General features: G+C 67.7%; 23 protein-coding genes and 1 tRNA gene. 12 read left to right on the top strand and 12 right to left on the bottom strand.

Annotation, left to right across the window (positions count from 1 at the left end):
* Positions 1 to 50 precede the first annotated feature (50 nt).
* Positions 51 to 629: a manganese efflux pump MntP family protein gene (locus ACOZBP_RS09760; RefSeq protein WP_422676238.1), complete on the top strand. Its 579-nt coding sequence runs from the start codon at positions 51 to 53 to the stop codon at positions 627 to 629.
* A gap of 84 nt (positions 630 to 713) precedes the next feature.
* On the top strand, positions 714 to 938 hold the full coding sequence (locus tag ACOZBP_RS09755; RefSeq protein ID WP_422676237.1) for a hypothetical protein: 225 nt from the start codon (positions 714 to 716) through the stop codon (positions 936 to 938).
* Positions 939 to 963: 25 nt separating this feature from the next.
* On the opposite strand, the gene ACOZBP_RS09750 is transcribed toward ACOZBP_RS09755, so the two are convergent.
* Positions 964 to 1,040, bottom strand: a tRNA-Met gene (locus ACOZBP_RS09750).
* 194 nt (positions 1,041 to 1,234) lie between these two features.
* On the opposite strand from ACOZBP_RS09750, the gene ACOZBP_RS09745 reads away from it, so the two are divergent.
* Complete coding sequence (locus tag ACOZBP_RS09745; protein WP_422676236.1) at positions 1,235 to 2,473, top strand: PQQ-dependent sugar dehydrogenase; 1,239 nt, start codon at positions 1,235 to 1,237, stop codon at positions 2,471 to 2,473.
* Between the two features lie 19 nt (positions 2,474 to 2,492).
* Here ACOZBP_RS09745 and ACOZBP_RS09740 read toward each other — a convergent pair whose 3' ends face one another.
* Positions 2,493 to 3,086: a hemerythrin domain-containing protein gene (locus ACOZBP_RS09740; protein ID WP_422676235.1), complete on the bottom strand. Its 594-nt coding sequence runs from the start codon at positions 3,084 to 3,086 to the stop codon at positions 2,493 to 2,495.
* Positions 3,087 to 3,329: 243 nt separating this feature from the next.
* Between ACOZBP_RS09740 and ACOZBP_RS09735 the strand changes: the two genes are divergently transcribed.
* Positions 3,330 to 4,535, top strand: a complete 1,206-nt coding sequence (locus tag ACOZBP_RS09735) for an acetyl-CoA C-acetyltransferase (protein WP_422676234.1) — start codon at positions 3,330 to 3,332, stop codon at positions 4,533 to 4,535.
* Positions 4,536 to 4,551: 16 nt separating this feature from the next.
* Positions 4,552 to 6,723: a 3-hydroxyacyl-CoA dehydrogenase NAD-binding domain-containing protein gene (locus tag ACOZBP_RS09730; RefSeq protein WP_422676233.1), complete on the top strand. Its 2,172-nt coding sequence runs from the start codon at positions 4,552 to 4,554 to the stop codon at positions 6,721 to 6,723.
* 261 nt (positions 6,724 to 6,984) lie between these two features.
* Here the strand turns inward: ACOZBP_RS09730 and ACOZBP_RS09725 are convergent, their stop codons facing one another.
* The 3 genes from ACOZBP_RS09725 to ACOZBP_RS09715 all read right to left on the bottom strand — a co-directional run bounded on the left by ACOZBP_RS09725 (position 6,985) and on the right by ACOZBP_RS09715 (position 11,666).
* A complete protein-coding gene (locus ACOZBP_RS09725; protein WP_422676232.1) occupies positions 6,985 to 7,785 on the bottom strand; it encodes a TIGR02186 family protein in 801 nt (266 codons plus the stop codon).
* A complete protein-coding gene (locus tag ACOZBP_RS09720) occupies positions 7,785 to 8,708 on the bottom strand; it encodes a sulfite exporter TauE/SafE family protein (RefSeq protein WP_422676231.1) in 924 nt (307 codons plus the stop codon). The genes ACOZBP_RS09725 and ACOZBP_RS09720 overlap by 1 nt, the downstream gene beginning before the upstream one ends.
* 117 nt (positions 8,709 to 8,825) lie before the next feature.
* Positions 8,826 to 11,666 carry a hypothetical protein gene (locus ACOZBP_RS09715; RefSeq protein WP_422676230.1) on the bottom strand — a complete coding sequence of 947 codons (2,841 nt, stop codon included), beginning with the start codon at positions 11,664 to 11,666 and terminating at the stop codon, positions 8,826 to 8,828.
* 221 nt (positions 11,667 to 11,887) lie between these two features.
* On the opposite strand from ACOZBP_RS09715, the gene ACOZBP_RS09710 reads away from it, so the two are divergent.
* Together ACOZBP_RS09710 and ACOZBP_RS09705 are read left to right on the top strand one after the other, a co-directional pair.
* Positions 11,888 to 12,097 carry a hypothetical protein gene (locus ACOZBP_RS09710; RefSeq protein WP_422676229.1) on the top strand — a complete coding sequence of 70 codons (210 nt, stop codon included), beginning with the start codon at positions 11,888 to 11,890 and terminating at the stop codon, positions 12,095 to 12,097.
* A 58-nt stretch (positions 12,098 to 12,155) separates the two neighbouring features.
* Positions 12,156 to 12,659: a pyridoxamine 5'-phosphate oxidase family protein gene (locus ACOZBP_RS09705; protein ID WP_422676228.1), complete on the top strand. Its 504-nt coding sequence runs from the start codon at positions 12,156 to 12,158 to the stop codon at positions 12,657 to 12,659.
* 102 nt (positions 12,660 to 12,761) lie between these two features.
* Here ACOZBP_RS09705 and argF read toward each other — a convergent pair whose 3' ends face one another.
* The 4 genes from argF to ACOZBP_RS09685 form a co-directional block, all read right to left on the bottom strand.
* A complete protein-coding gene (gene argF, locus ACOZBP_RS09700) occupies positions 12,762 to 13,679 on the bottom strand; it encodes an ornithine carbamoyltransferase (RefSeq protein WP_422676227.1) in 918 nt (305 codons plus the stop codon).
* A 41-nt stretch (positions 13,680 to 13,720) separates the two neighbouring features.
* Positions 13,721 to 14,896, bottom strand: coding sequence for an aspartate aminotransferase family protein (locus ACOZBP_RS09695; RefSeq protein ID WP_422676434.1), 1,176 nt, complete (start codon positions 14,894 to 14,896; stop codon positions 13,721 to 13,723).
* Between the two features lie 148 nt (positions 14,897 to 15,044).
* A complete protein-coding gene (locus ACOZBP_RS09690; RefSeq protein WP_422676226.1) occupies positions 15,045 to 15,941 on the bottom strand; it encodes a M20/M25/M40 family metallo-hydrolase in 897 nt (298 codons plus the stop codon).
* A 54-nt stretch (positions 15,942 to 15,995) separates the two neighbouring features.
* Entirely contained in the window at positions 15,996 to 16,820 is an 825-nt protein-coding gene (locus ACOZBP_RS09685) for an ABC transporter permease (RefSeq protein WP_422676225.1), read from the bottom strand.
* A gap of 231 nt (positions 16,821 to 17,051) precedes the next feature.
* Between ACOZBP_RS09685 and ACOZBP_RS09680 the strand changes: the two genes are divergently transcribed.
* Positions 17,052 to 17,594: a GcrA family cell cycle regulator gene (locus ACOZBP_RS09680; RefSeq protein WP_422676224.1), complete on the top strand. Its 543-nt coding sequence runs from the start codon at positions 17,052 to 17,054 to the stop codon at positions 17,592 to 17,594.
* 189 nt (positions 17,595 to 17,783) lie between these two features.
* Here the strand turns inward: ACOZBP_RS09680 and ACOZBP_RS09675 are convergent, their stop codons facing one another.
* Positions 17,784 to 18,155 (bottom strand): DUF7079 family protein, encoded by a 372-nt coding sequence (locus ACOZBP_RS09675; RefSeq protein WP_422676223.1) that lies wholly within the window; start codon positions 18,153 to 18,155, stop codon positions 17,784 to 17,786.
* A gap of 72 nt (positions 18,156 to 18,227) precedes the next feature.
* Positions 18,228 to 18,635: a Co2+/Mg2+ efflux protein ApaG gene (gene apaG / locus ACOZBP_RS09670; protein ID WP_422676222.1), complete on the bottom strand. Its 408-nt coding sequence runs from the start codon at positions 18,633 to 18,635 to the stop codon at positions 18,228 to 18,230.
* 104 nt (positions 18,636 to 18,739) lie between these two features.
* Here apaG and ACOZBP_RS09665 point away from each other — a divergent pair, with 104 nt between their 5' ends.
* Positions 18,740 to 19,774 carry a 2'-deoxycytidine 5'-triphosphate deaminase gene (locus ACOZBP_RS09665; RefSeq protein ID WP_422676221.1) on the top strand — a complete coding sequence of 345 codons (1,035 nt, stop codon included), beginning with the start codon at positions 18,740 to 18,742 and terminating at the stop codon, positions 19,772 to 19,774.
* Positions 19,775 to 19,801: 27 nt separating this feature from the next.
* Here ACOZBP_RS09665 and ACOZBP_RS09660 read toward each other — a convergent pair whose 3' ends face one another.
* A complete protein-coding gene (locus ACOZBP_RS09660) occupies positions 19,802 to 20,407 on the bottom strand; it encodes a TlpA family protein disulfide reductase (RefSeq protein WP_422676220.1) in 606 nt (201 codons plus the stop codon).
* Here ACOZBP_RS09660 and argH point away from each other — a divergent pair.
* The 3 genes from argH to lysA are packed head-to-tail and all read left to right on the top strand — an operon-like array spanning position 20,406 to position 23,345.
* Positions 20,406 to 21,809, top strand: coding sequence for an argininosuccinate lyase (gene argH / locus ACOZBP_RS09655; RefSeq protein WP_422676219.1), 1,404 nt, complete (start codon positions 20,406 to 20,408; stop codon positions 21,807 to 21,809). The two genes, ACOZBP_RS09660 and argH, sit on opposite strands and share 2 nt — an antisense overlap.
* Entirely contained in the window at positions 21,806 to 22,030 is a 225-nt protein-coding gene (locus ACOZBP_RS09650; RefSeq protein WP_422676218.1) for a hypothetical protein, read from the top strand. Before argH ends, ACOZBP_RS09650 begins: the two co-directional genes overlap by 4 nt.
* Positions 22,031 to 22,064: 34 nt before the next feature.
* Entirely contained in the window at positions 22,065 to 23,345 is a 1,281-nt protein-coding gene (gene lysA / locus ACOZBP_RS09645) for a diaminopimelate decarboxylase (RefSeq protein ID WP_422676217.1), read from the top strand.
* Positions 23,346 to 23,433: the final 88 nt, after the last annotated feature.

Below are 23,433 nucleotides of genomic sequence, written 5' to 3'. Positions count from 1 at the left end.
CCGGCCTGCGCCCGGGGGGCGCTGTCACGCGACCGGCTGAGTGCGTATCCATGATCACCCCCCTGTCGATCGCCGTCCTGTCCGTCAGCATGTCCGCCGACGCCTTCGCCGCCGCGATCGGTCGTGGCGCGCAACATCGCCCCACCCTGCCTCAGGCTCTACGGTCCGGCCTTGTCTTCGGCGTCGTGGAAGCCATCACCCCGCTGATCGGCTTCGCCTTGGGCGTCGTGGCCGCCGGTTTCGTCGAGGCGATCGACCACTGGATCGCCTTCGGCCTTCTGGGCGCGGTCGGCGGCAAGATGGTCTGGGAAGCGCTGAAGCGCGATGAGGCTGAAGCCGACGCCGGAAAGGCCGGCTCACGCGGGCTGCTGGCCCTGGTCGCCACTGCCGTCGGCACCTCGATAGACGCCGGCGCGGTGGGAGTCGGCCTGGCGCTTCTGGGGGCCAACATCTGGCTGATCGCCGCCTGCATCGGCGCCACCACCTTTGCGATGGCCACCCTGGGACTGCTGATCGGCAAGGCGGCGGGCACGCGGCTAGGCAAGATCGTGGAACTGGTCGGCGGCGTCGCCCTGATCGCGCTCGGCCTCAAGATCCTGCTGGAGCACCTGGGCGTGCTGACGCTCTGACGGCGGCCTTGCATCCGACGCGCGACTGGCGGAACGTCCGACCTCGGCTAACCGTTAAGCCGCCAGTCGCAAGGAGTTCCCGTCATGCGTGCCGCTCTCATCCTCGCCGCCCTCGCCGCGCCCCTGGCGCTCGGCGCCTGCGCCACGGGCCAGACCTACCCCTCCTATCAGGAGGAGTTCGACAAGCTGAGCGCCGAATGCACCGGGCGCGGCGGCATCCTGACGCCATCCGGCGCGCAGACCGGCCGCCCGCAGACGGACAATGTGTGCAAGATCACCGGCGGCGCCTCGCGCCTGCCGAACAACTGAGTCCAAAGCTGATCTGGAAAATCCGTGGTGGTTGGAGGCGGGATCGAACCGCCGACCTGTGGGTTATGAATCCACCGCTCTAACCATCTGAGCTACCCAACCCCTTACGGGATCCCGCGCGAGGTCGTGACGACCGGGCAGCGCGAGAGGCGTGCGTATATCGCCGCCTTTCGCCGGGTTCAAGCCGCATAAGCAGGGAAATCGCGCGGGACGATCGGTCGCGGGCGGTTTCGGCTCGCGCCGGGAACGGCAAGGCTTCATTGTGGATTGCAACAATTCGCTGTCAGGAGAGCCCCATGCGTCCGATCGTCCTCGCCGCTTCCGCCTCGCTCCTCGTTCTCGCCGCCGCCTGCGGCGCCAATGGCGAGGACGGAGCGCAGAACACGCCCGCCGCTACAGGCGCTCCGGTCGAAACCCGCCCGGCGAACAACCCGGACCAGAAACCGGCCTTCGAGGGGCAGACCCGCGCGCCCGGCGTCCAGACGGCGGGAACGCTTCGCAACCAGACCATAGCCGCAGGCCTGGTCCACCCCTGGGGCCTTGCCGCATTGCCGGACGGCCAGTGGCTGGTGACCGAAAAGCCCGGCCGGATGCGGGTCGTCTCGGCCCAGGGTCAGATCGGCGCCCCGATCGCGGGCCTGCCCGCCGTCTCAGCGCGCGGCCAGGGCGGCCTGCTGGACGTGATCGTCGGGCCGAGCTTCGCTCAGGACCGGATGATCTACTGGAGCTATGCCGAGCCTCGGGAAGGCGGCAACGCCACCTCGGTCGCACGCGGCCGTCTGTCGGACGACCTGACCAGGGTCGAAAACGTCCAGGTCATCTTCCGCGCCCTGCCCGTCTATGACGGCGACAAGCATTTCGGGTCGTCGCTGGCCTTCGCGCCGGACGGCAAGCTGTTCATCACCCTGGGCGAGCGGTCCGACAAGCCGATGCGGCCTCAGGCCCAGGACCTGGGCTCGCACATGGGCAAGACCATCCGCATTAACGCCGACGGCAGCGTCCCCGCCGACAATCCCTTCGTCGGCCAGGCGGGCGCGAAACCCGAAATCTGGTCCCTGGGCCACCGCAACATGCAGGGCATCGCCGTCCAGCCCGGCACGGGCGCGATCTGGACCGTCGAGCACGGCACGCGCGGCGGCGACGAGATCAACCTGGATCAGGCCGGCAAGAACTACGGCTGGCCCGGCGTCGCCTATGGCATCGAATACAACGGCCAGCCCATCCCCGCCGTGACGGCCAAGGACGGCACCGAGCAGCCGGTCTATTACTGGGACCCGGTCATCGCGCCGGGCGGCATGACCTTCTACAGCGGCGCCATGTTCCCTGGCTGGAACGGCAACCTGCTGGTCACCGGACTGGGCGGCAAGCATCTGGCCCGACTGGTTCTGGAGAACAACCGCGTCGTCGGTGAAGAGCGGCTGCTGACCGGTCTGAACGAGCGCATCCGCGACGTGGCCGTCGCGGCCGACGGCGCGGTCTGGGTCATTACTGACGAAGAAGACGGCAAGCTGGTCAGGCTCGCCGTCTCTCAGTAGGCCCTAAATATGCGGGAGGTCAGCGCGCCTCCCGCATCTCCACCGCCGCAGCCGGCTCATCGCCGTCGCGCGTCATCGGCTCGTCTGCCAGTGCGAACGCGTTGTCCTCGCCGTGGAAGGTGTGGGTTTCGGCCAGGATTTCCGGGTGGCCCTTCAGTTGAGCCGTCGCGCTCTTCTTGCGCTCGCGCATCCTGTCGGCCAGGACGTCCATGTCCAGACCCGCCGCCCGCGCCTGAGCGAACATGCCCTCGGAGCGCATCTCCTCTTCCTTGACGTGGTGCTCGATCATCTCGGACAGGACCTTGACCTTGGCGTCGTAGAAGGCCTCGTCCGGGCCGCCCGCCTCGATGTCGTTGATCAGCACCTTGGCCGCGTCATGCTCGACATAGGCCTCGTTCAGCAGGCCCTCCTCGATCTGGCCGCGGCAGGCCGGATAGAAGATCTCTTCCTCGATAATGGTGTGGACCTTCAGTTCCAGACAGGCCTGTTCGGCCAGCGCCTTCTTGCGGTCCTTGCCGCGCGCCTTCTCGAAACTGGCGAAGATCTCCTCCACCTTGCGGTGGTCGGCCTTCAGCATGGCGACGGCGTCCATCTCTTCATAGGTCTGGGTCACGGCGGCTCTCCCGGTTGTTGGTTCTCCAAGAAAGACGAGCCCCACGCCGTCGTTCCAAAGGCCAAGCTAGCTGAGAGACGTTCGCGGAAAGGCCTCACGCCGGTTGTTACTTGACGTTGACGTAAACGTAGGGTTTTTACGCACCGAGTTTCAATTCCGGACCCGTCCCGATACCGCGCCGGTCCCTCAAGCAGCGAGGCGCCGCGCGCCGAGCGGTAGGGACCCCAAAGAGAGAGATCTTTCATGGCCGACGCCTACATCTACGACGCCGTGCGCACCCCGCGCGGCAAGGGCAAGAAGGACGGCTCGCTGCACGAGATCACCGCCCTGTCGCTGGCCAGCCAGGTGCTGCAGGCCCTGCGTGATCGCAACGATCTGGACACCTCCAAGGTGGACGACGTCATCCTCGGCTGCGTCTCGCCGGTGGGCGAGCAGGGCGCCGACATCGCCCGCACCGCCGTGCTGAACGCCGGCTGGGCCCAGACCACGGCGGGCGTCCAGATCAACCGCTTCTGCGCCTCGGGTCTGGAAGCCGTGAACATGGCCGCTGCGAAAGTGAAGTCCGGCGAGGCCGACTTCGCCGTCGGCGGCGGCGTCGAGGCCATGAGCCGCGTGCCGATGGGCTCGGACGGCGGCGCCTGGCCGGTCGATCCGTCCAGCGCCTTCCCCACCTATTTCGTGCCCCAGGGCGTCTCCGCCGACATGATCGCCACCAAGTGGGGCTTCAGCCGCGCCGACGTGGACGCCTATTCGGTCGAAAGCCACAAGCGTTCGGCCCAGTCCTGGGCCGAGGGCCGCTTCAGCAAGTCGGTCATCCCGGTTCTGGACCAGCTGGGTCTGGTCCGCCTGGACCGCGACGAAACCATCCGCCCGACCACGGACATGCAGACGCTCGGCGCCCTGAACCCCTCCTTCGCCATGATGGGCGAAATGGCCTTCGACAGCGTCATCAACCAGCGCTACCCTGAGGTCGAGCGTGTCAACCACGTCCACACGCCCGGCAACTCGTCCGGCATCGTCGACGGTTCAGCGGGCGTCCTGATCGGCTCGCTGGAAGCCGGCAAGGCCCTGGGCCTGAAACCCCGCGCCAAGATCCGCGGCGCCGCCTCGATCGGCTCGGAGCCGTCGATCATGCTGACCGGCCCGGAGTTCGTGACCAACAAGCTGCTGGGTCGTCTGGGCATGACATCCGCCGACATCGACCTCTATGAGCTGAACGAGGCCTTCGCCGCCGTCGTCCTGCGCTTCATGCAGGCGCTCGACATCCCGCACGACAAGATCAACGTCTGCGGCGGCGCCATCGCCATGGGCCACCCCCTGGGCGCCACCGGGGCCATGATCACCGGCGTGGTGCTGGACGAGCTGGAGCGGTCCGACAAGGAAACCGCCCTCATCACCCTGTGCATCGGCGGCGGCATGGGCACCGCCACCGTCATCGAACGCGTCTGATCGGGAGCGACTGACCATGGAAAACTTCAAGATCGACGTCGATGCCGACGGTATCGCCCTGATCACTTTCGACGTCCCCGGACGTTCGATGAACACCCTGACCGCGTCCGTCATGGCCGAGATTCCGCAGCTGGTGGAACGCATCAAGACCGACGACGCCGTCAAGGGCGCGGTCATCACCTCGGGCAAGACGTCGGGCTTCTGCGCCGGCGCCGACCTGGGCGACATCGCCGGCGGCATGATCGGCGGCGCCAATCTGCAAGACGCCTATGACGCCGGCTGGAAGATGAACGGCGCCCTGCGCGCGCTGGAAACCTGCGGCAAGCCGGTGGCTGCGGCCATCAACGGCCTGGCGCTGGGCGGCGGGCTCGAACTCACCCTCGCTTGCCACTATCGCGTGGTCGAGAACGACAACAGGATCCAGCTGGGCCTGCCCGAGATCAAGGTCGGCCTCTTCCCCGGCGGCGGCGGCACCCAGCGCCTGACGCGCCTGATCGGCGTTCAGCCCGCCATGATGGCCATGACCGAGGGCAAGTCCTTCCGTCCCAACGACGCCAAAGGCGCGGGCATCGTCCACGAGATCGTCGAAAAGGGTGAGTCGGTCGAGGCCGCCAAGACCTGGATCAAGAACGGCGGCAAGGCCGTCCAGCCGTGGGACGACAAGGGCTTCAAGCTGCCCGGCGGCGGCCCCTACCACCCGGCCGGCATCCAGAACTTCCTGGTCGGCAACGCCATGATCCGCAAGCAGACCTACGGCAACTATCCGGCCGCCACCAACCTGATGAAGGCCGTCTATGAGGGCGTTCAGGTGCCGATGGACGCGGCCCTGCGCATCGAGACCCGCTACTTCATCAAGACCCTGATGACGCCGCAGGCCCAGGCCATGATCCGCAGCCTCTTCCTGTCCAAGCAGGAACTGGACAAGGGCGCCGTGCGTCCGGCGGGCGTGCCCAAGTCCGACGCCAAGAAGGTCGCCGTTCTGGGCGCCGGCATGATGGGCGCGGGCGTGGCCTATGTGCAGGTCATGGCCGGCATCGAGACCGTCCTGATCGACCAGACCCAGGAAGCCGCCGACAAGGGCAAGGCCCACGTCGAGGAACTGCTGAAGAAGCGTCTGTCGCGCGGCCAGATGACCCAGGAGAAGTTCGACGCCACCCTGGCCCTGGTCACCGCCACCACCGACTATGATCACATCAAGGGTTCGGACCTGGTCATTGAGGCCGTGTTCGAAAACCGCGAGATCAAGGCCGACGTGACCAGGCGCGCCGAGGCCCAGCTGGCCGAAGGCGCCGTCTTCGGCTCCAACACCTCGACCCTGCCGATCACCGGCCTGGCCGAGGCCTCGGTCCGTCCCGAGGACTTCATCGGCATCCACTTCTTCTCGCCCGTCGACAAGATGATGCTGGTCGAGATCATCCTCGGCGAGAAGACCGGCCCCGCCGCCATCGCCAAGGCCATCGACTATGTGCTGAAGATCAAGAAGACCCCGATCGTCGTCAACGACAGCCGCGGCTTCTACACCTCGCGCTGCTTCTCCACCTTCCTGATGGAAGGCATGGCCATGCTCGAGGAGGGCTATGCTCCGGCACTGATCGACAACGTCGGCCGCATGACCGGCATGCCGCGCGGGCCGCTGGAAATGCACGACGACGTCGCCCTGGACCTGTCCTACAAGATCGCCAAGCAGACGGCGATCGACCTGGGCGACGCCTATGTCCCGTCCGAGGGCGCCGACATCGTCGCCAGGATGGTCGAGGGCGGTCGTTACGGCCGCAAGAACGGCAAGGGCTTCTACGACTACGACAGCAAGCCCAAGACCCTGTGGGCGGGCCTTTCGGAACTGGCCCCGGTCAAGTACGACGACTCCACCCCGGAACTGGTCGACGAACTCAAGACGCGCCTGCTCTATCGTCAGGCGGTCGAGGTCGCCCGCTGCTGGGCCGAGGGCGTCATCGACGACCCGCGTGAAGCCGACCTGGGCGCCATCCTGGGCTGGGGCTTCGCCCCCTGGTCGGGCGGCCCGATCACCCTGATCGACCAGACCGGCCTCAAGGCCTTCGTCGAGACCGCGGACCGTCTGGCCGCAACCTACGGCGACCGCTTCAAGGTCCCCGAACTGCTGCGCGAGATGGCCGCCAAGGGCGAGACCTTCTACGGCCGCTTCGCCCCGGAGAAGAAGGCGGCCTGATCGGCTTCCAATGTTGAACGGAAAAGGGCGGCTCGCAGGAGCCGCCCTTTTTCTTTGGGCGCTACGCTCGCTACCTGCCGTCTTCCCGGAAAGCGCGCAGCGTTTATCCGGGACCCAGGCGTTGGAAGCGCCTGAGACGTCGCCCAGATAGCCCCCGCCTGGATCCCGGCTCTTCGCTACGCTGCGGCCGGGATGACGGCAGGCAAGGACCACGCTCAAGCAGCAAGCCGCCGCGCGGCGAGCGATAGCGCCCTAAATGTCCTACCGGCTTCTGAACACCCGCGACGCGGCATAGCCGGTCAGCGCCGCGAGGATCACGCACAGCACGCCGTAGGACCAGGGCCGTCGGTGGGCGAGCTCATAGATATCACGCTCCAGCCCCACCTTCTCGACCGTCAGGGTCAGGTTGGACACCGAGACCGGCGCCCCCTCCTGAAACAGCCAGACCTCGGCGTAGTATTTGCCGGTGGGCGCCACGGTCGGCAGCTCGACCTCGGCGCGGAACAGGCCCTTGTCGACGAACTGCACCCCGTCAGGATCGGTGTTGTAGAGCGCCGCCGCCTCCTTCAGCCGGATCACGGCGCGGCGCCAGTCCAGGTAGTTCTCGCCCAGCCGGCTGACCACCACGTCGCGCACGCCATAGCGGGTGACGGTGCGGCTTTCTTCGGGGGCGTCGATGCGCAGGTGATCGACGCCGACGCCCAGCCGACGCAGCTGACCGAAGTCCGCCACGTCCGACAGGGGCCGGGTCGAGGCGGTCATGTAGAAACCGGGCGCGCCCTCGAACAGGACCGGGCGGCTGTTGAGCCAGACGCCCATGTTGCGGGTCTTCTTGACCAGACGCACCGGGGCGTCCGGACCGCGCACCACCACCACCACGTCGGCGGGGACGTCGCTCGGATTGAACACCGCCCCGTAAAGGACGATGGAGGCCCCGCGGAAGCTGGAATCGACCTTGACCTGGGCGTCGGTCAGGGCGGCGGCGACGCGCACCTCGCCCTCGGTGGCGACCGAGCGCTCGACTGCGGCGGGCGCGGGTTCGGGCGGCAGGACCTGGAACATCAGTCCCCCACCCCCGGCGCCAGCAGGAAGAGGTCGCTGGGCCGCACGAACAGTTCGAGCCCCATCTGGATGCCGACCAGCAGGACGATCAGGCCGAGCGCCGCCCGCATCTCCTCGGCGCGGAAGCGCCCCGAAAGTCTGGCGCCGAACTGAGCCCCGATCACCCCGCCCAGCAGCAGGATGGTCGACAGGACGATGTCCACGGTCTGGTTGCGCCCGGCCTGCAGGATGGTGGTGATGGCCGTGGTGATGATGATCTGGAACAGACTGGTGCCGACCACGACGCTGGCCCGCATCCGCAGCACATAGAGCATGGCCGGGACCAGGATGAAGCCGCCGCCCACCCCCATGATGGCCGACAGGATGCCGGCGAAGACGCCCAGGCCAAAGGGCGGAATGGCGCTGATGTAGAGGCCCGAGCGCGGGAAGCGCATCCGGAACGGCAGGCCGTACAGCCACATGGGACGACGGCGTTCCTTGCGCGGCGGGGTCTCGCCCCGGACCCGATGCAGGATCTGGGTCAGGCTTTCGTACAGCATCATGCTGCCGATCGAGCCGAGGAAGACCAGGTAGGACAGGGCCACGACCAGATCAGCCTGACCCAGCAGGCGCAGGTAGCGGAACAGTTCGACCCCGGCCAGCGCGCCCAGCGCCCCGCCTACGGCCATGATGCCGCCGATGCGGTAATCGACCGCCTTCATGCCGGAATAGCGGATCACGCCCGAGGTCGAGGAGGCGACGACGTGGCTGGCCTGGCTGGCGACGGCCACGGTCGGGGGAATGCCCATGAAGACCAGGACGGGCGCCATAAGGAAGCCGCCGCCGATGCCGAACAGGCCCGAGACAAAGCCGACCAGCGCGCCCAGCATCACCAGGAGCGGCCAGTTCACCGAAACCTCGGCGATCGGCAGGTAAATATCCACGGCACGCGCCTTCGGCTGGAAGGGAACGCAGAACAGCGCCGGTAAGGCGACTAGGCTTCTGGTCTTAGCGAGGGCCGCGACGAACCGCCACCCCTACCGCTCCTTGGCCCCGCTTCGCTAGGCGACGGGATCGACGGTAAAGGCGTCCGCAGCCTCGCGCGCCACGCGGCGCGTCTCGGCCGAGGTCACCGGCGTCAGCCGCTGCACCGCCGCCAGCGCCTGCTGGTCGCCGCGCCGGGCCGCGATCATGTACCATTTGAAGGCTTCGGTCGCATTGGGCGACACGCCCTCGTCGCCCTTCTCGTACAGGCGGGCGACATTGTACTGACTGTCGACGCGGCCGGCCTCGGCGGCCTTCTTGAGCCAGGTCAGGGCCTCGACCCTGTTCCGCGCTCCGCCCTCCCCGTCATAGAGCTGCATGGCGTAGTAATGCATGGCCCGGGCCTCGCCGCCCTCGGCTGCACGTCGCGCCCAGGTGCGCGCCTCGACCGGATCGGGCGTCAGACCGGCGGCGCCTTCCTGATAGAGGCCGGCCAATCGCATCTGCGCCGGGCCATAGCCCAGGCTGGCTGCGCGTTTCAAAGGCTCCAGCCCGCTGTCGTCGCCGTTGTCGATCAACTGCACCGCACGGGCGAACAGGGTCGCGCCCTCGGTGGCCGCCACGTCCGGCGACGGCACCGCCTCGGTGGGCGTGGCTGCGAGCGCCACGGCGGCGATCGGCATGTCCGGAGCGCCTGCGCTCGATGTGCTGGTCAGCATCGCGACGCCCGGCAGGGTCAGCCCCGAACCTTCGGCGAGTTGCAGAGACGCATAACCGCCGCCAACGACCAGAACGGCGACGGCCGAGGCCCCCAGCGCCTTGCGGGTCGTCGAGCCCTCACGCGACGCCTGCTTGTCGAGGCGCTCCTGCAGCCTGGACTTGCCGCCGCGCTTCAGACCGAAACCCTTGCGCGGGGGCTCGTCGACATCCGCCATGGCGGCGCGCGCCGCATCCAGAGTGTCACGGGTCGACGCCCGCCCGGCGGCGGCTCCCGCCTGCAGGGCGCGCGGATCGACAAAATCCATCTCGGCGGAAAAGCCGTCGTCCTCGCCTTCCGGCCCCTCCACCAGAGGCGGCAGACCGCCGAAAGCGACCGGATCGGGTTCTGCCAGAATGTCGCTGACGTCGGCGCCGCCGAAATCAGCGAGCGCGGCGTCCGAGGTCGCCGGGTCGAGGTCGGCCGGCTCGACTTCGTCGTTCAACCCCGTCGACGTCCCGCCAGATCGCGCCCGCTCCGGCGCAGATCCGAACAGGGCCGCCGGCGTGCCGATCTCGGCGCCCGAGGCGTTCAATTCAGCATCCAGCGGATCGGCGAAGACCGGCTCCGGATCGCGGACCGTCGGGGTCGGGAAGGGCGCGGCGTCCAGCACCCCGCCCAGCGTATCCTCGGACCAGATGTCGGTCGTCGGATCAGCGAAGGCCGCCGCCCGCCAGTCGCCGCTGGGGCTTTCAGCCGGGCTCCAGGGCGTGGGCTCGGGGCTTTCCAGCGGGGTCTCGCGACGGCCGCTGCGGCCTCCGCGCTGCTCGATGCTTTCGCGCGCCTCGGCCAGAAGACGCGCGGTGCGCTCCTCGCTCTGGCGCATCCGCTCGCCCAGTTCTCCCGAGGCGCGGTCATGACGCTGTTCGATCTTGTCGGCGTTTTCCGACAGACGGCGGCCGATGTCGTCGAGGGCCTGAGCCGAGCGACGCTCCGACTGGGCGATCCGTTCGCTGAGGCGATCCGAAATACGGGTGATCTCGCCGCCCAGGCGTTCCAGCGCCAGAGCGTGCTGATCGTCGGACCGGGTCAGCCGCTGATCCATGGCCTGGGCGTAGCGGCCCATGTCGCGATCCAGCTTTTCGTTCAGTTCGCGCCCCAGAGCGGCGACCTGGGCCTCGGCGCGGTCGCCGTCGCCGCCGCTCTCGACCTTCTCGACCCGCACGTTCAGGTTCTGGGCGATACGCAGGACCTCGCGCCCCATGGCCTCAACCGCATCGGCAGAGCGCTGCTCGGCGGCGCGGGTCTGATCACCGACGGCGGCAAGCGCCCGCTCGATCCGGTCCACGCGGCTTTCCGTCTCCGCCACGTCGAGGCGGCGCAGCATTTCGACGCGGCTGCCCTCGACCTGGCGGCTCAAGGTCTCGGCGAGCTTCTCGAAACGGGCGGCCTCGCGCGCGTGTTCTGGCTCGATCCGGCTCTCCGCATCACGCAGGCGCTGATCCAGGGCCGCGAACGACCGCTCAAGCCCCTTGAGGGCCTCGGACGTGCGATCCTGGGCCTCGTCCAGGCGCGCGCCCACCTGGGACAGAACGTCCGAACCCGGGCCAGGGCCGGCGGCCTTCTCGACCGCGTCCATCCGCTGGCGCAATTCACCGATGGTGTTGCGCTGACGCTCGTCCAGATCGAACAGGCGGCTGGAGACGGCGCCGAGCGCGGCGTCCAGCCGGGCGAAACCTTCCTCGGTCTTCGGCCCGGTTTCCTGCTCGAAGCGACGAAGGCGTTTGTGACCCTCGCGCAGTTCGTCGGCGATGTCGTCGATCCGGCGAGCATAGCCCAGGCCGATCTCGTCCTGGCCTTCCATCCGGCGGACCAGACCGGCCACGGCCTGGTCGATGCCCTGGATGGCGACCGTCGAACGGCGCTCGGCGGCTTCCAGACGACCGGCGATGATTTCAAGCGAGGCGCCGACGCGAACATTCTCGTCTTCGGCGCCATAGACGTCGTCCAGCCGTCGCGAGCGGCTGCGGCGGTCATAGGGATCGGGTATGGGCGTGCGGCGCGGCAGGGGCGTCACGCCCTCGTCCTCGTCCGGGTCGTCCATGATCATGGAGTTCAGCCATTCGCCGAGCGTCATGCCCGAACGGCGCGCAAGGTCCTTGGCGATCTCGCGAGCCTTGGGGTCGATCCCCTTCACGCTCCACGGCGCTGCTGCGCTCACTGATTCGCCTCCCGACCCATAGGGTGACGCTACCGCTCCACATCAAGCGTGTAAACGTGTCGTTAACCGCAATATCTGGCGCCGGAGCGTGAGAATCGCCGGTGACGCTTCGACGCGATTCCGCGCTTTTCGCGCCGACATGGTTAACGTCGCGTTTAGATTCGGCTTCTCGCGGACTTTCGTCTTGCGAAGCGGTGCCTTAGACGCCAACTGCCCTCGCCATGAGCCCTTCGCTGACCCTTATTCTTCTGGCCGTTGCGAGCGCCGTCGCCGTCTTTTCCGGCTGGCGCGGAGCGCGCCCGCCGGACTTGTCGAAGGGGCCGCGCATGATGCCCTGGCGCTTCATCATGCTGGTGGCCGGGGCGCTGGCGGTGCTGTTGCTGATCCACCTGGCCTCGGTGCTCGGCGGCCGCACCTTCCCGACAGGCTGACGGAACGGCGGGGCCGGCCGAGGGTTCTCCTGCCTCACAAACCTGTAGGAGACGCCGGATGAGCAAGGACCTGACCGCGACCGAGGCTGAAGCCGAATTCTGGAAAAGCCTGAAACATAGCAACACCGGCATGCTGGGCCTGGACCGACCCGGCTATCACAGCCAGCCGATGACCGCCTTCCGCGAGGAAGAGACTGGGACGATCTGGTTCTTCACCCGCAACGACACCGACCTGGCGCGAGACGTCGCGACCTCTGGCCAGTCCGCCATGTTCAGCTATGGCTCCAAGGACCAGAAGGTCTGGGCCTGCGTCCACGGCGCGCTGTCGGTGCATGGCCAGGACCGGGCGATCATCGACCGCCATTGGAACCCGGTGCTCGCCGCCTGGTATCCGGGCGGCAAGGATGATCCCAACCTGACCATCCTGCGCTTCGACGCCGACGACGGCCGCGTGTGGGTCAGCGAAGGCGGCCTGTTCAAGTTCGCCTATGAGATCGCCAAGGCCAATGCGACCAAGACCCTGCCCGACGCCGGCGGCGTGGCCGACGTCAACCTGCAGTAGGTCAGAACGGAGCAGCGGGCGCTGCCTCAGTCACAAACAGCACCCGCCGGCCCTCAAGCAGCGCGAAGCGCGTTAGGGCCAAAAAGGAACAGCAGGCGGCTTTCAGTCGCCTGCGAAACACCAGGCGAGGACCGCCTTCTGGGCGTGGATGCGGTTCTCCGCCTCATCCCAGATCAGCGACTGCGGACCGTCGATGACGGCGTCGGTGACTTCCTCGCCGCGGTGCGCCGGCAGGCAGTGGAGGAAGACGGCGTCGGCATTGGCCAGACCCATCAGGGCCTCGTCGACCTGATAGGGCTCGAAGGCCGCCAGACGCGCTTCATAGTCCTGATCACCCATCGACACCCAGGTATCGGTGACGACCACGTCGGCGCCGGCGACAGCCTCGCGCGGGTCGCTGGTCAGGTGAACGCGGGCGCCGCCCTTTTCCAGATCACGCAGGTCGGGGTGGTATTCCGCCGGGCAAGCGACGTTCAGGCGGAAGCCGAACTTGGCCGCGGCATGCATGAAGCTGTGGCAGACATTGTTGCCGTCGCCGACCCAGGCGATGGTCTTGCCCTCGACCGGGCCCATGTGCTCCTCGATCGTCAGCAGGTCGGCCAGGATCTGGCACGGGTGGCTGCGATCCGTCAGGCCGTTGACCACCGGCACGGTCGAGACGCGGGCGAAGCGCTCGACGTCCTCGTGGTTGTTGGCGCGGATCATCACGGCGTCGACCATGCGCGACAGGACCTTGGCCGTGTCCTCGACCGGCTCGCCACGCCCCAGCTGCATGTCGGAGGCCGTGGCGATGATGGCCGAGCCGCCGAGTTGGCGGATCGCCGCATCGAAGCTGAAGCGGGTGCGCGTCGAGTTCTTCTCGAAGATCATGGCCAGGACGCGGTCCTTGCCCGGCGCGTCAGCGTCGGGACGGCCCTGGGGCCAGCCCTTGCGCGCCTGCTTGCGGGCGTGGGCGTCGTCCAGAATGGCGCGCAGGTCAGCGGCGTCAAGCCGATGAATGTCGAGGAAGTGACGGACCATCTCAGGTCTCCGTAGTCAGAACGTCAGTCAGACTGGCGTGATCAGGCCGACAGCTTCGTCCGGGCGAACTCGCAGGCGGTTTCAAACTTCTCGACGGCCTCGCGAGCCTCTTCGAGCGTGATGTTCAGCGGCGGCAGGATGCGGACCAGGTTGTCGCCGCCGCCGGCGACCAGAAGCCTGGCCTCATCGCGGGCCCAGCCCATGAAGTCGCGGTTGTTGGGGACCAGCTTGACCCCGACCAGCAGACCCTTGCCGCGCACCTCGACGATCACGTCGGGGAAGCGCTCGGCCAGACCGTGAAGCTGCTGCTTCAGATAGCCGGCGATCTCGTTGACGTTGGCGATGACGGCGTCCGACGACACCTCGGCGAAGGCGGCCTGACCGACCGCCATGGCCAGCGGGTTGCCGCCGAAGGTCGAGCCGTGGGCGCCGACCGTCATGCCCTTGGCCGCTTCGGCCGTGGACAGGCAGGCGCCGATGGGGAAGCCGCCGCCCAGAGCCTTGGCGATGGCCATGATGTCCGGCGTCATGCCGGCCCATTCGTGGGCCCACAGCTTGCCGGTCCGGCCCATGCCGCACTGGACCTCGTCGAAGATGATCAGGACGCCGTACTGGTCGGCCATGTCGCGCATCCAGCGCAGGTCTTCTTCCGGCGTCGAGCGGCAACCGCCCTCGCCTTGCACCGGCTCAAGGATGACGGCGGCCGTTGTCGGGTTTTCAAAGGCGGCGGTCAGGGCCTCCTTGTCGCCCCACACCAGCTGATGGAAGCCTTCCATCCTAGGCCCGAAGCCCTCGGTGTAGCTGGGATTGGCGGCGGCGTTGATCGCGCCATAGGTGCGGCCGTGGAAGGAGCCGTCGAAGCCGTAGATGTCGATGCGTTCCGGCTGGCCGTTGGCCGAGTGGAACTTGCGCGCCGTCTTCAGCGCGCACTCGACGGCCTCGGTGCCCGAGTTGGTGAAGAAGACCACGTCGGCGAACGACTTTTCGCACAGGGCGTCAGCCAGGGCGTCCTGGCCCGGGATCTTGAAGATGTTGGAGACGTGCCAAAGCTTCTCGGCCTGATCCTTGACCGCCTGCACCAGCCTGGGGTGGGCGTGGCCGAGCGCGTTGGTCGAGATGCCCGAGACGCAGTCCAGGTATTCCGTGCCGTCGGTCGACCACAGTCGGACGCCCTGGCCGCGCTCCACTTCCAGCGGCGCACGATTGTAGACACCCATCAGATGACCGGACACAGGGCAGACTCCATAAAGCGAGACGGCCCCGACGCCCAAATCCAGAAAGACAGGGGCGACGGGACCGCTTCAGAAAGGGTGAGCGACTTGTCGGGCGCTATTCGCCCTTAGTCAACACCATGCCGACCGCGTGTCAGCGCAGTTGCGCGTCCAGCTTCTGGATCAGGGCGGCGTAGGCGGCGCCGGCGGTGGCGATGGTCGCGCCCTCGACGGCCTCGATGGCGTCATCCTTGGAATGGATCACGCGGAAGACCTGAGGCACGAAGCCCTCGGCCAGGCCGTTCTCCTTGCCGCCGTTGAAGGCCAGCCACATCTGATGGGCGCCGACCTGATCCTGGAAGCCCAGCGACACCACCGGCGCGCCCGCCGCCGAGAAGGCGCGGTCGTCTGACGGCGGATACTCGGGAAAGCCAACGCACTGCATGGCGCGTTCAGCGCAGAGTTCCTGCACCGCGCGGGTGACGAAAGCCGACTGCGCCCCGTTGTTCTGGCCGTACATCATGGTGTCGCCATAGGCGGCGACGTCGGAGTTCACCACGGCGGCGACGTTGGCGATCCCGTGCGCCTCGATCCACTTCCTGGCGCCGATCAGGCCCAGCTCTTCCTGATCGAAGAAGATGACGCGGACACGGTGGGTCAGGGGCTGGTCGCGCAGGATCTTGGCGGCCTCGATCAGGGCGACCACCGAGCCGGCGTTGTCGACCACGCCTTGCGACATGGCGCCGTCGCGTAAGCGCACCGCGTCATAGTGGGCGGTCAGCAGGATTTCCTTGGGGCCATCCCCAATGGTGACGACGACGTTGGAGCCCTGCATCGGCCCGCCGCGACCGCCGCCCTCGAAGGTCTCGACGGTGGGCGTGAAGCCCGCCGCGCGCAGTTGGCCCACGAGGACGTTCATCCGCTCGCTATTGGACGGCTGAACATAGGCGCCGACCTGGGCCTTCAGCGCCTCGGCGTCCTGCGCTGCGGCGGGCGTGGACAGAAGGGCGGCGACGGCGACGGCCGAGGCGAGGACGGAACGGAACAGCATGAGGGACCTCCCAAAGGCCCCTCTCCCCGGAGCCGATCCGTCTTGCCTAAAGGCTCAGCTCTTCAGACGCCAGCCCGAGCGGAACACCAGCCAGCAGGCCGCGCCCATCAGCACGGTCAGCACGGCGCTCATGATGACGCCGATCATCAGATTGCCCTCGGCGTGGCCGATGAAGCCGGCCCGGAAGCCGTCGATCAGGTAGAAGAAGGGGTTGAAGCGGCTGATGCTGGCGAACGGCTCCGGCAGGCTGTCGATCAGGTAGAAGGTGCCCGACAGGAAGGTCATGGGCATGACCACGAAGTTCTGCACCGCCGACAGGTGGTCGAACTTCTCGGACCACAGACCGGCCAGCACGCCCGTCATCCCCATCAGCAGGGAGGCGATCAGGCCGAACCAGACGATCAGGGCGATATTGGCGACGCCCAGCCTGGCGAAGGGCAGGACGCACAGCGCCGTCACCAGACCGACCGCCACGCCGCGCGTCGCCGCGCCCAGGGTGAAGCCGATGGTCAGCTCCAGCGGACTGAGCGGCGGGGTCAGGAAGTCGGTCGCCGTGCCCATGATCTTGGCCTGGATCAGGCTGGACGAGGCATTGGCGAAGGCGTTCTGAAGAATGGCCATCATGATCAGGCCGGGGGCCACGAATTCGGCGAAAGGCGTGCCGTGCAACGGCGGCCGCGCGCCCTTCAACGCCACCACGAAGACCAGCATGTAGAGCAGGGTCGTCACCACCGGCGCCGCCACCGTCTGGGCGCCCACCTTCCAGAAACGCCGCACCTCGCGCAGGTAGAGGGTGCGCAGGCCCACCCAGTTGATGCCGTCATACCGACGCGGCTGGGGCAGGCCGGAGGGGCGAGTAGAGGCGAGATCGGTCTTCATAGGCGCCCAGATGCGCCCGCAAAGCTGGTTTCGCAAGGCGCCCAAGGTTCTTCGGGGCGAAGCAAAACTGATTCAAAACGGGACGTTAACCACACTACATCTGGTTTCTGTGGACAGCCTAATTGCCACATCTTGCGTGTTTTAAGGCCTGCTTTACGATTAGTAGCAGGTCGAGGCGGGGAAATTCGTCGGCGACCCAAGATATTGAATCCGATCCCCGGGAGGGTGGCCATGACCGCAGCAAGCTGGACTGAAGACCGCGTCGGCGCGTTGAAGAAGCTCTGGCTGGAAGGCCAGTCGGCCAGCCAGATCGCCAAAACCCTCGGCGGCGGCGTGACCCGCAACGCCGTGATCGGCAAGGTGCACCGCCTGGGTCTGTCGGGCCGCGCCGCCCCGTCGCAACCAGCCCGCACCACCTTCCGCGCCGCAACCCGCCCACGTCCCGCCGCTCCGGCCGCTCCGGTTCAGGCTCCGTCGGCGCCGCGCCGCATCGAGGCCGCCGCCCCGCGCCCGGTCATGGCCGTCCAGCCTTCGACCCCCGCCCCCATGCCCGAACTGCCCGGCACGGCTACGGTCATGACCCTCGGCGCCCACATGTGCAAATGGCCGATCGGCGACCCGTCGTCGCGCGAGTTCAGCTTCTGCGGCCGCCGCGCCACGGAAAACGTCTATTGCGGCGAACACGCCCGCGTCGCCTACCAGCCCCAGGTCCGCCGCGGCGCGTCCAAGGACGGCGCCACAGAACTGGCCCGCTCGCTTCGCCGGTATATCTAAGGGTGCTATCGCTCGCCGCGCGGCGGCTCGCTGCTTGAGCGCGTGTGTGTCTGACCTTCTCCCGTCCGGTTCGCTGGACGGGAACAAGGCTGGGGCTGCGGTTCATCCGGGTTGACGCAGCCCTATCGCCCTCGCCTCGCGGCGAGGGTTTTTTATTGGGTCGCAGCCGCGCCCCCGGCAACTCGACGATCAACGCAGCAGAGCGGCAATCCGGTTCCAATCCTCAGGAAACATCCACCGTCCAAACACCAGCTTGGTCAGGCCTGCACGGACCCTCGTTCGAAATGAACGCTCCATGATGTCCCGAACCTCTTCTTCGCTCCATGGGCACCATTCTCCGGCCACAGAGAGCAAGTTTGGGACGAAGGCAGGCAATACTTCGTTTCTCAGAATGCCTGCAATTTCATCGACCCCGTAGGGCGACCTGGCCAAAGATTCAGCGATACGCTGAACATCGTCGGCCGAAAGTTCAGTATCTAAAAACAGTTGGCTGAGGACCGTCCAAACCGGCAGCCTCTCATCGACAATGGCGTCGAATTTAATTGGTCTAGCACGCGCCAACCTGAATGCTCCCCAGCCGCTTCAGACTCCGATTTGGATTGAGAGCAGACTTTGGTGGTGCGGCCAAGCCGCCTAGTTCAACGTCCGCCGCGCGTCCGGCACGTCCAGCGAAAAGGCCGGGATGGCCGCCTCGAACATCCGCCCGTCCACGTCGGTCATGTAATAGGCCCCGACCATCGAGCCCGAGGGCGCGCCCAGAGGGCAGCCCGAGGCGTAGGAATAGCTGTCGCCGGCTTCGATCACCGGCTGTTCGCCGACCACGCCCTGACCACGCACTTCTTCGACATGGCCGTAGGCGTCGGTGATAGTCCAGCGCCGCGCCACCAACTGCACCGGCGATCCGGTCAGGTTGACGATCTCGATCTGATAGGCCCAGACCCAGCGTCCGCCATCAGGGTCCGACTGGGCCGCCAGATAGGAGGGGCGGACACGGACGACGACGCCTTCGGTTTCGGCGGTATAGGCAGGAGGGGCGTGCATACGCTATATGCCTTCCGCCGACCTCGGGGTTCAACCCGTCTGGCGCAGCGGATGTCGCATTCCGAAGCGAGACAGATGGAAAAAACCGTGTGAGACAGGACGGCATGAGCATCTTCGAGATTCCCGCCCAGCCCGGCATTTTGCCCTTCCAGGGCATCGAGACCCTGATCGCCGTCGGCGCGATCAAGTCCGACACCCCCTTCGACCATGATCAGGTGCAGCCGGCGAGCCTGGACCTGCGCCTGTCGAGCCAGGCCTGGCGCGTGCGCGCCTCCTTCCTGCCCGGCCAGCGCAAGGTCGAGGACCGCATCGCCGACGTAGCCATGCACACGGTCGACCTGTCGGGCGGCGTGGTGCTGGAAAAGGGCTGCGTCTACATCGCCCGGCTGCAGGAACGCCTGACCCTGCCGCACGGCCTCAACGCCCGCGCCAACCCCAAGAGCTCAACCGGCCGCGTGGACGTCTTCGTCCGCCTGCTGACCGATCAGGGCGGCAGCTTCGACGACGTGGACGAGGGCTATGACGGCCCCCTCTATCTCGAGATCGCGCCCCAGACCTTCTCCATCCTGGTCCAGCCCGGCACCCGTCTGAACCAACTGCGGCTCAAGGCCGGCGATCCGCCCAAGCTGGAGACCCGCAGCGTCGGCGTCGATCTGGAAGCGGGCGATCAGGGCGTCGTCGGCTTCCGCGGCCGTCGCCACGCCGGGGTCGTCAACATGGACCACATCGACGGCCACGACCCGCGCGACTTCTGGGAGCCGCTGACGCTACGCCGCGGCGAGTTGTTGCTGGACCCGGGCGAGTTCTACATCCTGGCCTCGCGCGAGGCGGTTGAGATCCCGGTCGATCAGGCCGCCGAGATGACGCCCATCGACCCCTCGGTCGGCGAGTTCCGCGTCCACTACGCCGGCTTCTTCGACCCCGGCTTCGGCACGGACGAGGCTCACGGCGCTGGATCGAAAGGCGTGCTCGAGGTTCGCACCCATGACACCCCCTTCCTGCTGGAACACGGACAGATCGTCGCCCGACTGGTCTATGAACCGCTGACGGAACGCCCGTCGCGCCTCTACGGCGAAGGCGGCAGCCACTACCAGAGCCAGGGCCTGAAGCTGTCGAAGCACTTCCGCCCCTGGGGGTAATGCCCTTCTCCCCTTGTGGGAGAAGGCTCACTTCTCGGCCAGCAGGGCCTCGACCAGCGCCTTCGCCTCCGCGCTGGCCCAGTCGGCCTCGCCGGTCAGAACCGCGCGGACATGGCCCCGGCGGTCCAGCAGGATCGTCTGGGGCATGGCCCCCTTGCCCGGAAACTCGAACGGCAACTGGAATTTCGGATCTGCGTAGTAGGTCAGCGGCGGGTGCTCTGCGATGAAGGCGCGGGCTTCCGGCACAGCCTTGTCCACGTCCATGCTGACAGTGACGACGGCGAAGTCGTCGCGGCCCTTGTAGTGCTCGGCCAGGGCCGCCAGCGTGGGCATCTCGATCTTGCACGGCGCGCACCAGGTGGCCCACAGATTGACCACCGCCACCTTGCCCTTGAAGTTGGCGAAGCGGACGTCACGCCCCTCGGCGTCCTTGAACACATAGTCAGGGGCGGGCGTCGGGGCGGGCGTCAGCAGCTTCGACAGCGAACCCCTGGCGTAAATCGCCAGATCGGATGACGCGGAGACTTTGCCCCCGCCCGGCCGATTGGCGTATAGCAGCCCACCGCCGCCGATCACGCCGATCAGCAACAGCGCCGTCGCCACGCCCGCCAAAGTCCGTTTAGAGCCGCTCATGTCCGACACGCCTTCCAACACCCCTCAAGGTCAGTCTCTATGGGGCGGACGCTTCAGCGCCAAGCCCGCCGACATCATGCAGGCCATCAACGTCTCCATCGGCGTCGACAAACGCCTGTGGGCGCAGGACCTGGCCGGGTCGCGGGCCCATTGCCGCATGCTGGCCCAGCAGGGCATCATCCAGCCAGCCGACGCCGAGGCCATCCTGAACGGACTGGACGTCATCGAGGGCGAGATCAGGGACGGGTCCTTCCCCTTCCGCGACGCCTATGAAGACATCCATATGAACGTCGAGGCCCGTCTGTCGGAGCTGATCGGCGAACCGTCGGGTCGCCTGCACACGGCGCGCAGCCGCAACGACCAGGTGGCGACCGACTTCCGCCTCTGGGTGCGCGACGCCTGCGACCGCTCCGTCGCACAGCTGAAGATGCTGCAGGCCGCCCTGCTGGACCGGGCCGAACAGCACGCCGGCGACCTGATGCCCGGCTTCACCCATCTGCAGACGGCCCAGCCGGTGACCTTCGGCCACCACCTGATGGCCTATGTCGAGATGTTCGGTCGCGACGCCGGCCGCTTCTCCGACGCCCGCACCCGCATGAACGAGAACCCCCTGGGCGCCGCGGCCCTGGCCGGTTCGCCCTTCCCCATCGACCGCCACATGACGGCGGCGGCGCTCGGTTTCGACCGGCCCATGGCCAACAGCCTCGACGCCGTGTCGGACCGCGACTTCGCCTTGGAAAGCCTGGCCGCCGCCTCGATCGCGGCGGGCCATCTGTCGCGTCTGGCCGAGGAGATCGTGGTCTGGATGACGCCGATGTTCGGCTTCGCCTCCCTGCCCGACGACCTGACCACCGGCTCGTCCATCATGCCGCAGAAGCGCAACCCCGACGCCGCCGAACTGGTCCGCGCCAAGACCGGCCGCATCATGGGCTCGCTGGTCGCCCTGTCGACGGTGATGAAGGGCCTGCCGCTGGCCTATTCCAAGGACATGCAGGAGGACAAGCCGCCGGTGTTCGAGGCCTTCGACGCGCTTGACCTGGCGCTGACGGCCATGACCGCCATGGTCGCAGCCATCATCCCCAACACGCCGCGCATGGCCTCCGCCGCCGGCGCGGGCTTCTCGACCGCCACCGACCTGGCCGACTGGCTGGTGCGCGAACTGAACCTGCCCTTCCGCAAGGCGCACCACGTCACCGGCGCCGCCGTGAAGCGGGCCGAGGCGCTGGGCGTCGGTCTGGGCGATCTGCCGCTGGACGAATTGCAGGCCCTGCATCCCGGCATCACCAAAGCCGTGTATGATGTCCTGACGCCCGAAGCCTCTTGCGCCAGCCGCCAGAGCTTCGGCGGCACGGCGCCGGAACAGGTCCGCGCCCGCATCGCCGACTGGAGAAGCCGCCTGTGAACAAGACCCTGATCCTCGCGGGCGCCGCCGCCCTTCTGCTCTCGGCCTGCGGCCGCATGGCCGATCTGGAAGCGCCCGGCGCCACGCCGCAAACCGAACGTGCGCCCCGTGATCGGGACGCCAAGCCGCTTCCTGACCCGGCGACGATCAACACCTCGCCCAGCCAGAACCCGATCGACAGCGGCGCCTCGGACCCGTTCGGCCGCCCCCCGACGCGCTGATCGCCCATACACTCGCCAGACCGGACTCCCCGCCGTGCATTATTTCGACCTGAAGGACGGCGTGCTGCACGCCGAGGGCGTCTCGCTGGAGGCGCTGGCGGCCAAGGTCGGCACCCCGACCTATGTCTATTCCTCGGCCACGCTGCGCCGTCACTACAGCCTGCTGCGCGACGCCTGCGATGCGCACAAGGGCGCGCTGGGCGAGGCCCTGATCGCCTTTGCGGTCAAGGCCAACTCCAACCTGTCGGTGCTGGCGACGCTGGCGAAACTGGGCTGCGGCGCCGACACCGTGTCCGAGGGCGAGATCCGTCGGGCGCTGGCGGCGGGCGTGCCCGGTGAGCGCATCATCTTCTCCGGCGTGGGCAAGACCGACGCCGAGCTGGCCTTCGCCATCGACGTCGGCGTGCGTCAGATCAACGTCGAGTCCTCGGCGGAACTGGACCGCTTGATCGCCGTGGCGGCGGCTAAGTCGGCCTCGCCCGCGATCGCCATCCGCGTCAATCCCAAGATCGGTGCCGGCGGCCACGCCAAGATCACCACCGGCGGCGCGGGCGACAAGTTCGGCGTGCCGGTCGAAGAGGCGCTGGCCCTCTACGCCCGCGCCTCCGCCTCGCCCCACGTCACCCCCGTGGGCCTGGCCTGCCACATCGGCAGCCAGATCACAGACCTGACCCCGCTGGAAAACGCCTTCCGCGTGCTGCGGGAAATGACCGAGACCCTGCGGGCGCAGGGCCACAGCGTCACCCGGCTGGACCTCGGCGGCGGCTTGGGCGTGCCTTACTATGGCGAGGCCGAAACCGCCTCGCCCGCCGACTATGTCGCCATGGCCGCGCGGGTGCTGGACGGCCTGAACGTCGAGGCGGCCTTCGAGCCGGGCCGTCTGATGGCCGCCAATGCGGGCGTGCTGCTGAGCCGGGTCATTCAGGTCAATGAGCGCACCGACGGGCGGCGCTTCCTGGTGCTGGACGCGGCGATGAACGACCTGATGCGCCCCGCCCTCTACGACGCCTTTCACGACCTGAAGGCCGTGCGGCCGCGCGACGGCGAAATGGTCCCCTACGACGTGGTCGGCCCCGTCTGCGAGACCGGCGACACCTTCGCCCGCGACCGCGACCTGCCGCCGTTCGAGGCGGGCGATCTGGTGGTCTTCATGAGCGCGGGGGCTTATGGGGCCGTCATGAGCGGCGAATACAATACCCGCCCCCTGGCCGCCGAGGTTCTGGTCGACGGCGAGCGCTGCGCGGTCATCCGCCCGCGTCCGACCTATGAGCAGATGTTCGCGCGCGAGCCGATGGCGGACTGGCTGAAGGGGTAACGCGCTCAGTGATCGTGCAATCCTCCCCCGCGTGCGGGGGAGGGGGACCGCCGTAGGCGGTGGAGGGGGCAAGCGCCCCGCGCCTCGC

Source organism: Brevundimonas sp. NPDC058933 (genome assembly GCF_049315965.1).
Lineage (GTDB): Bacteria > Pseudomonadota > Alphaproteobacteria > Caulobacterales > Caulobacteraceae > Brevundimonas.
This window is presented reverse-complemented; position numbering and strand designations above follow the sequence as displayed.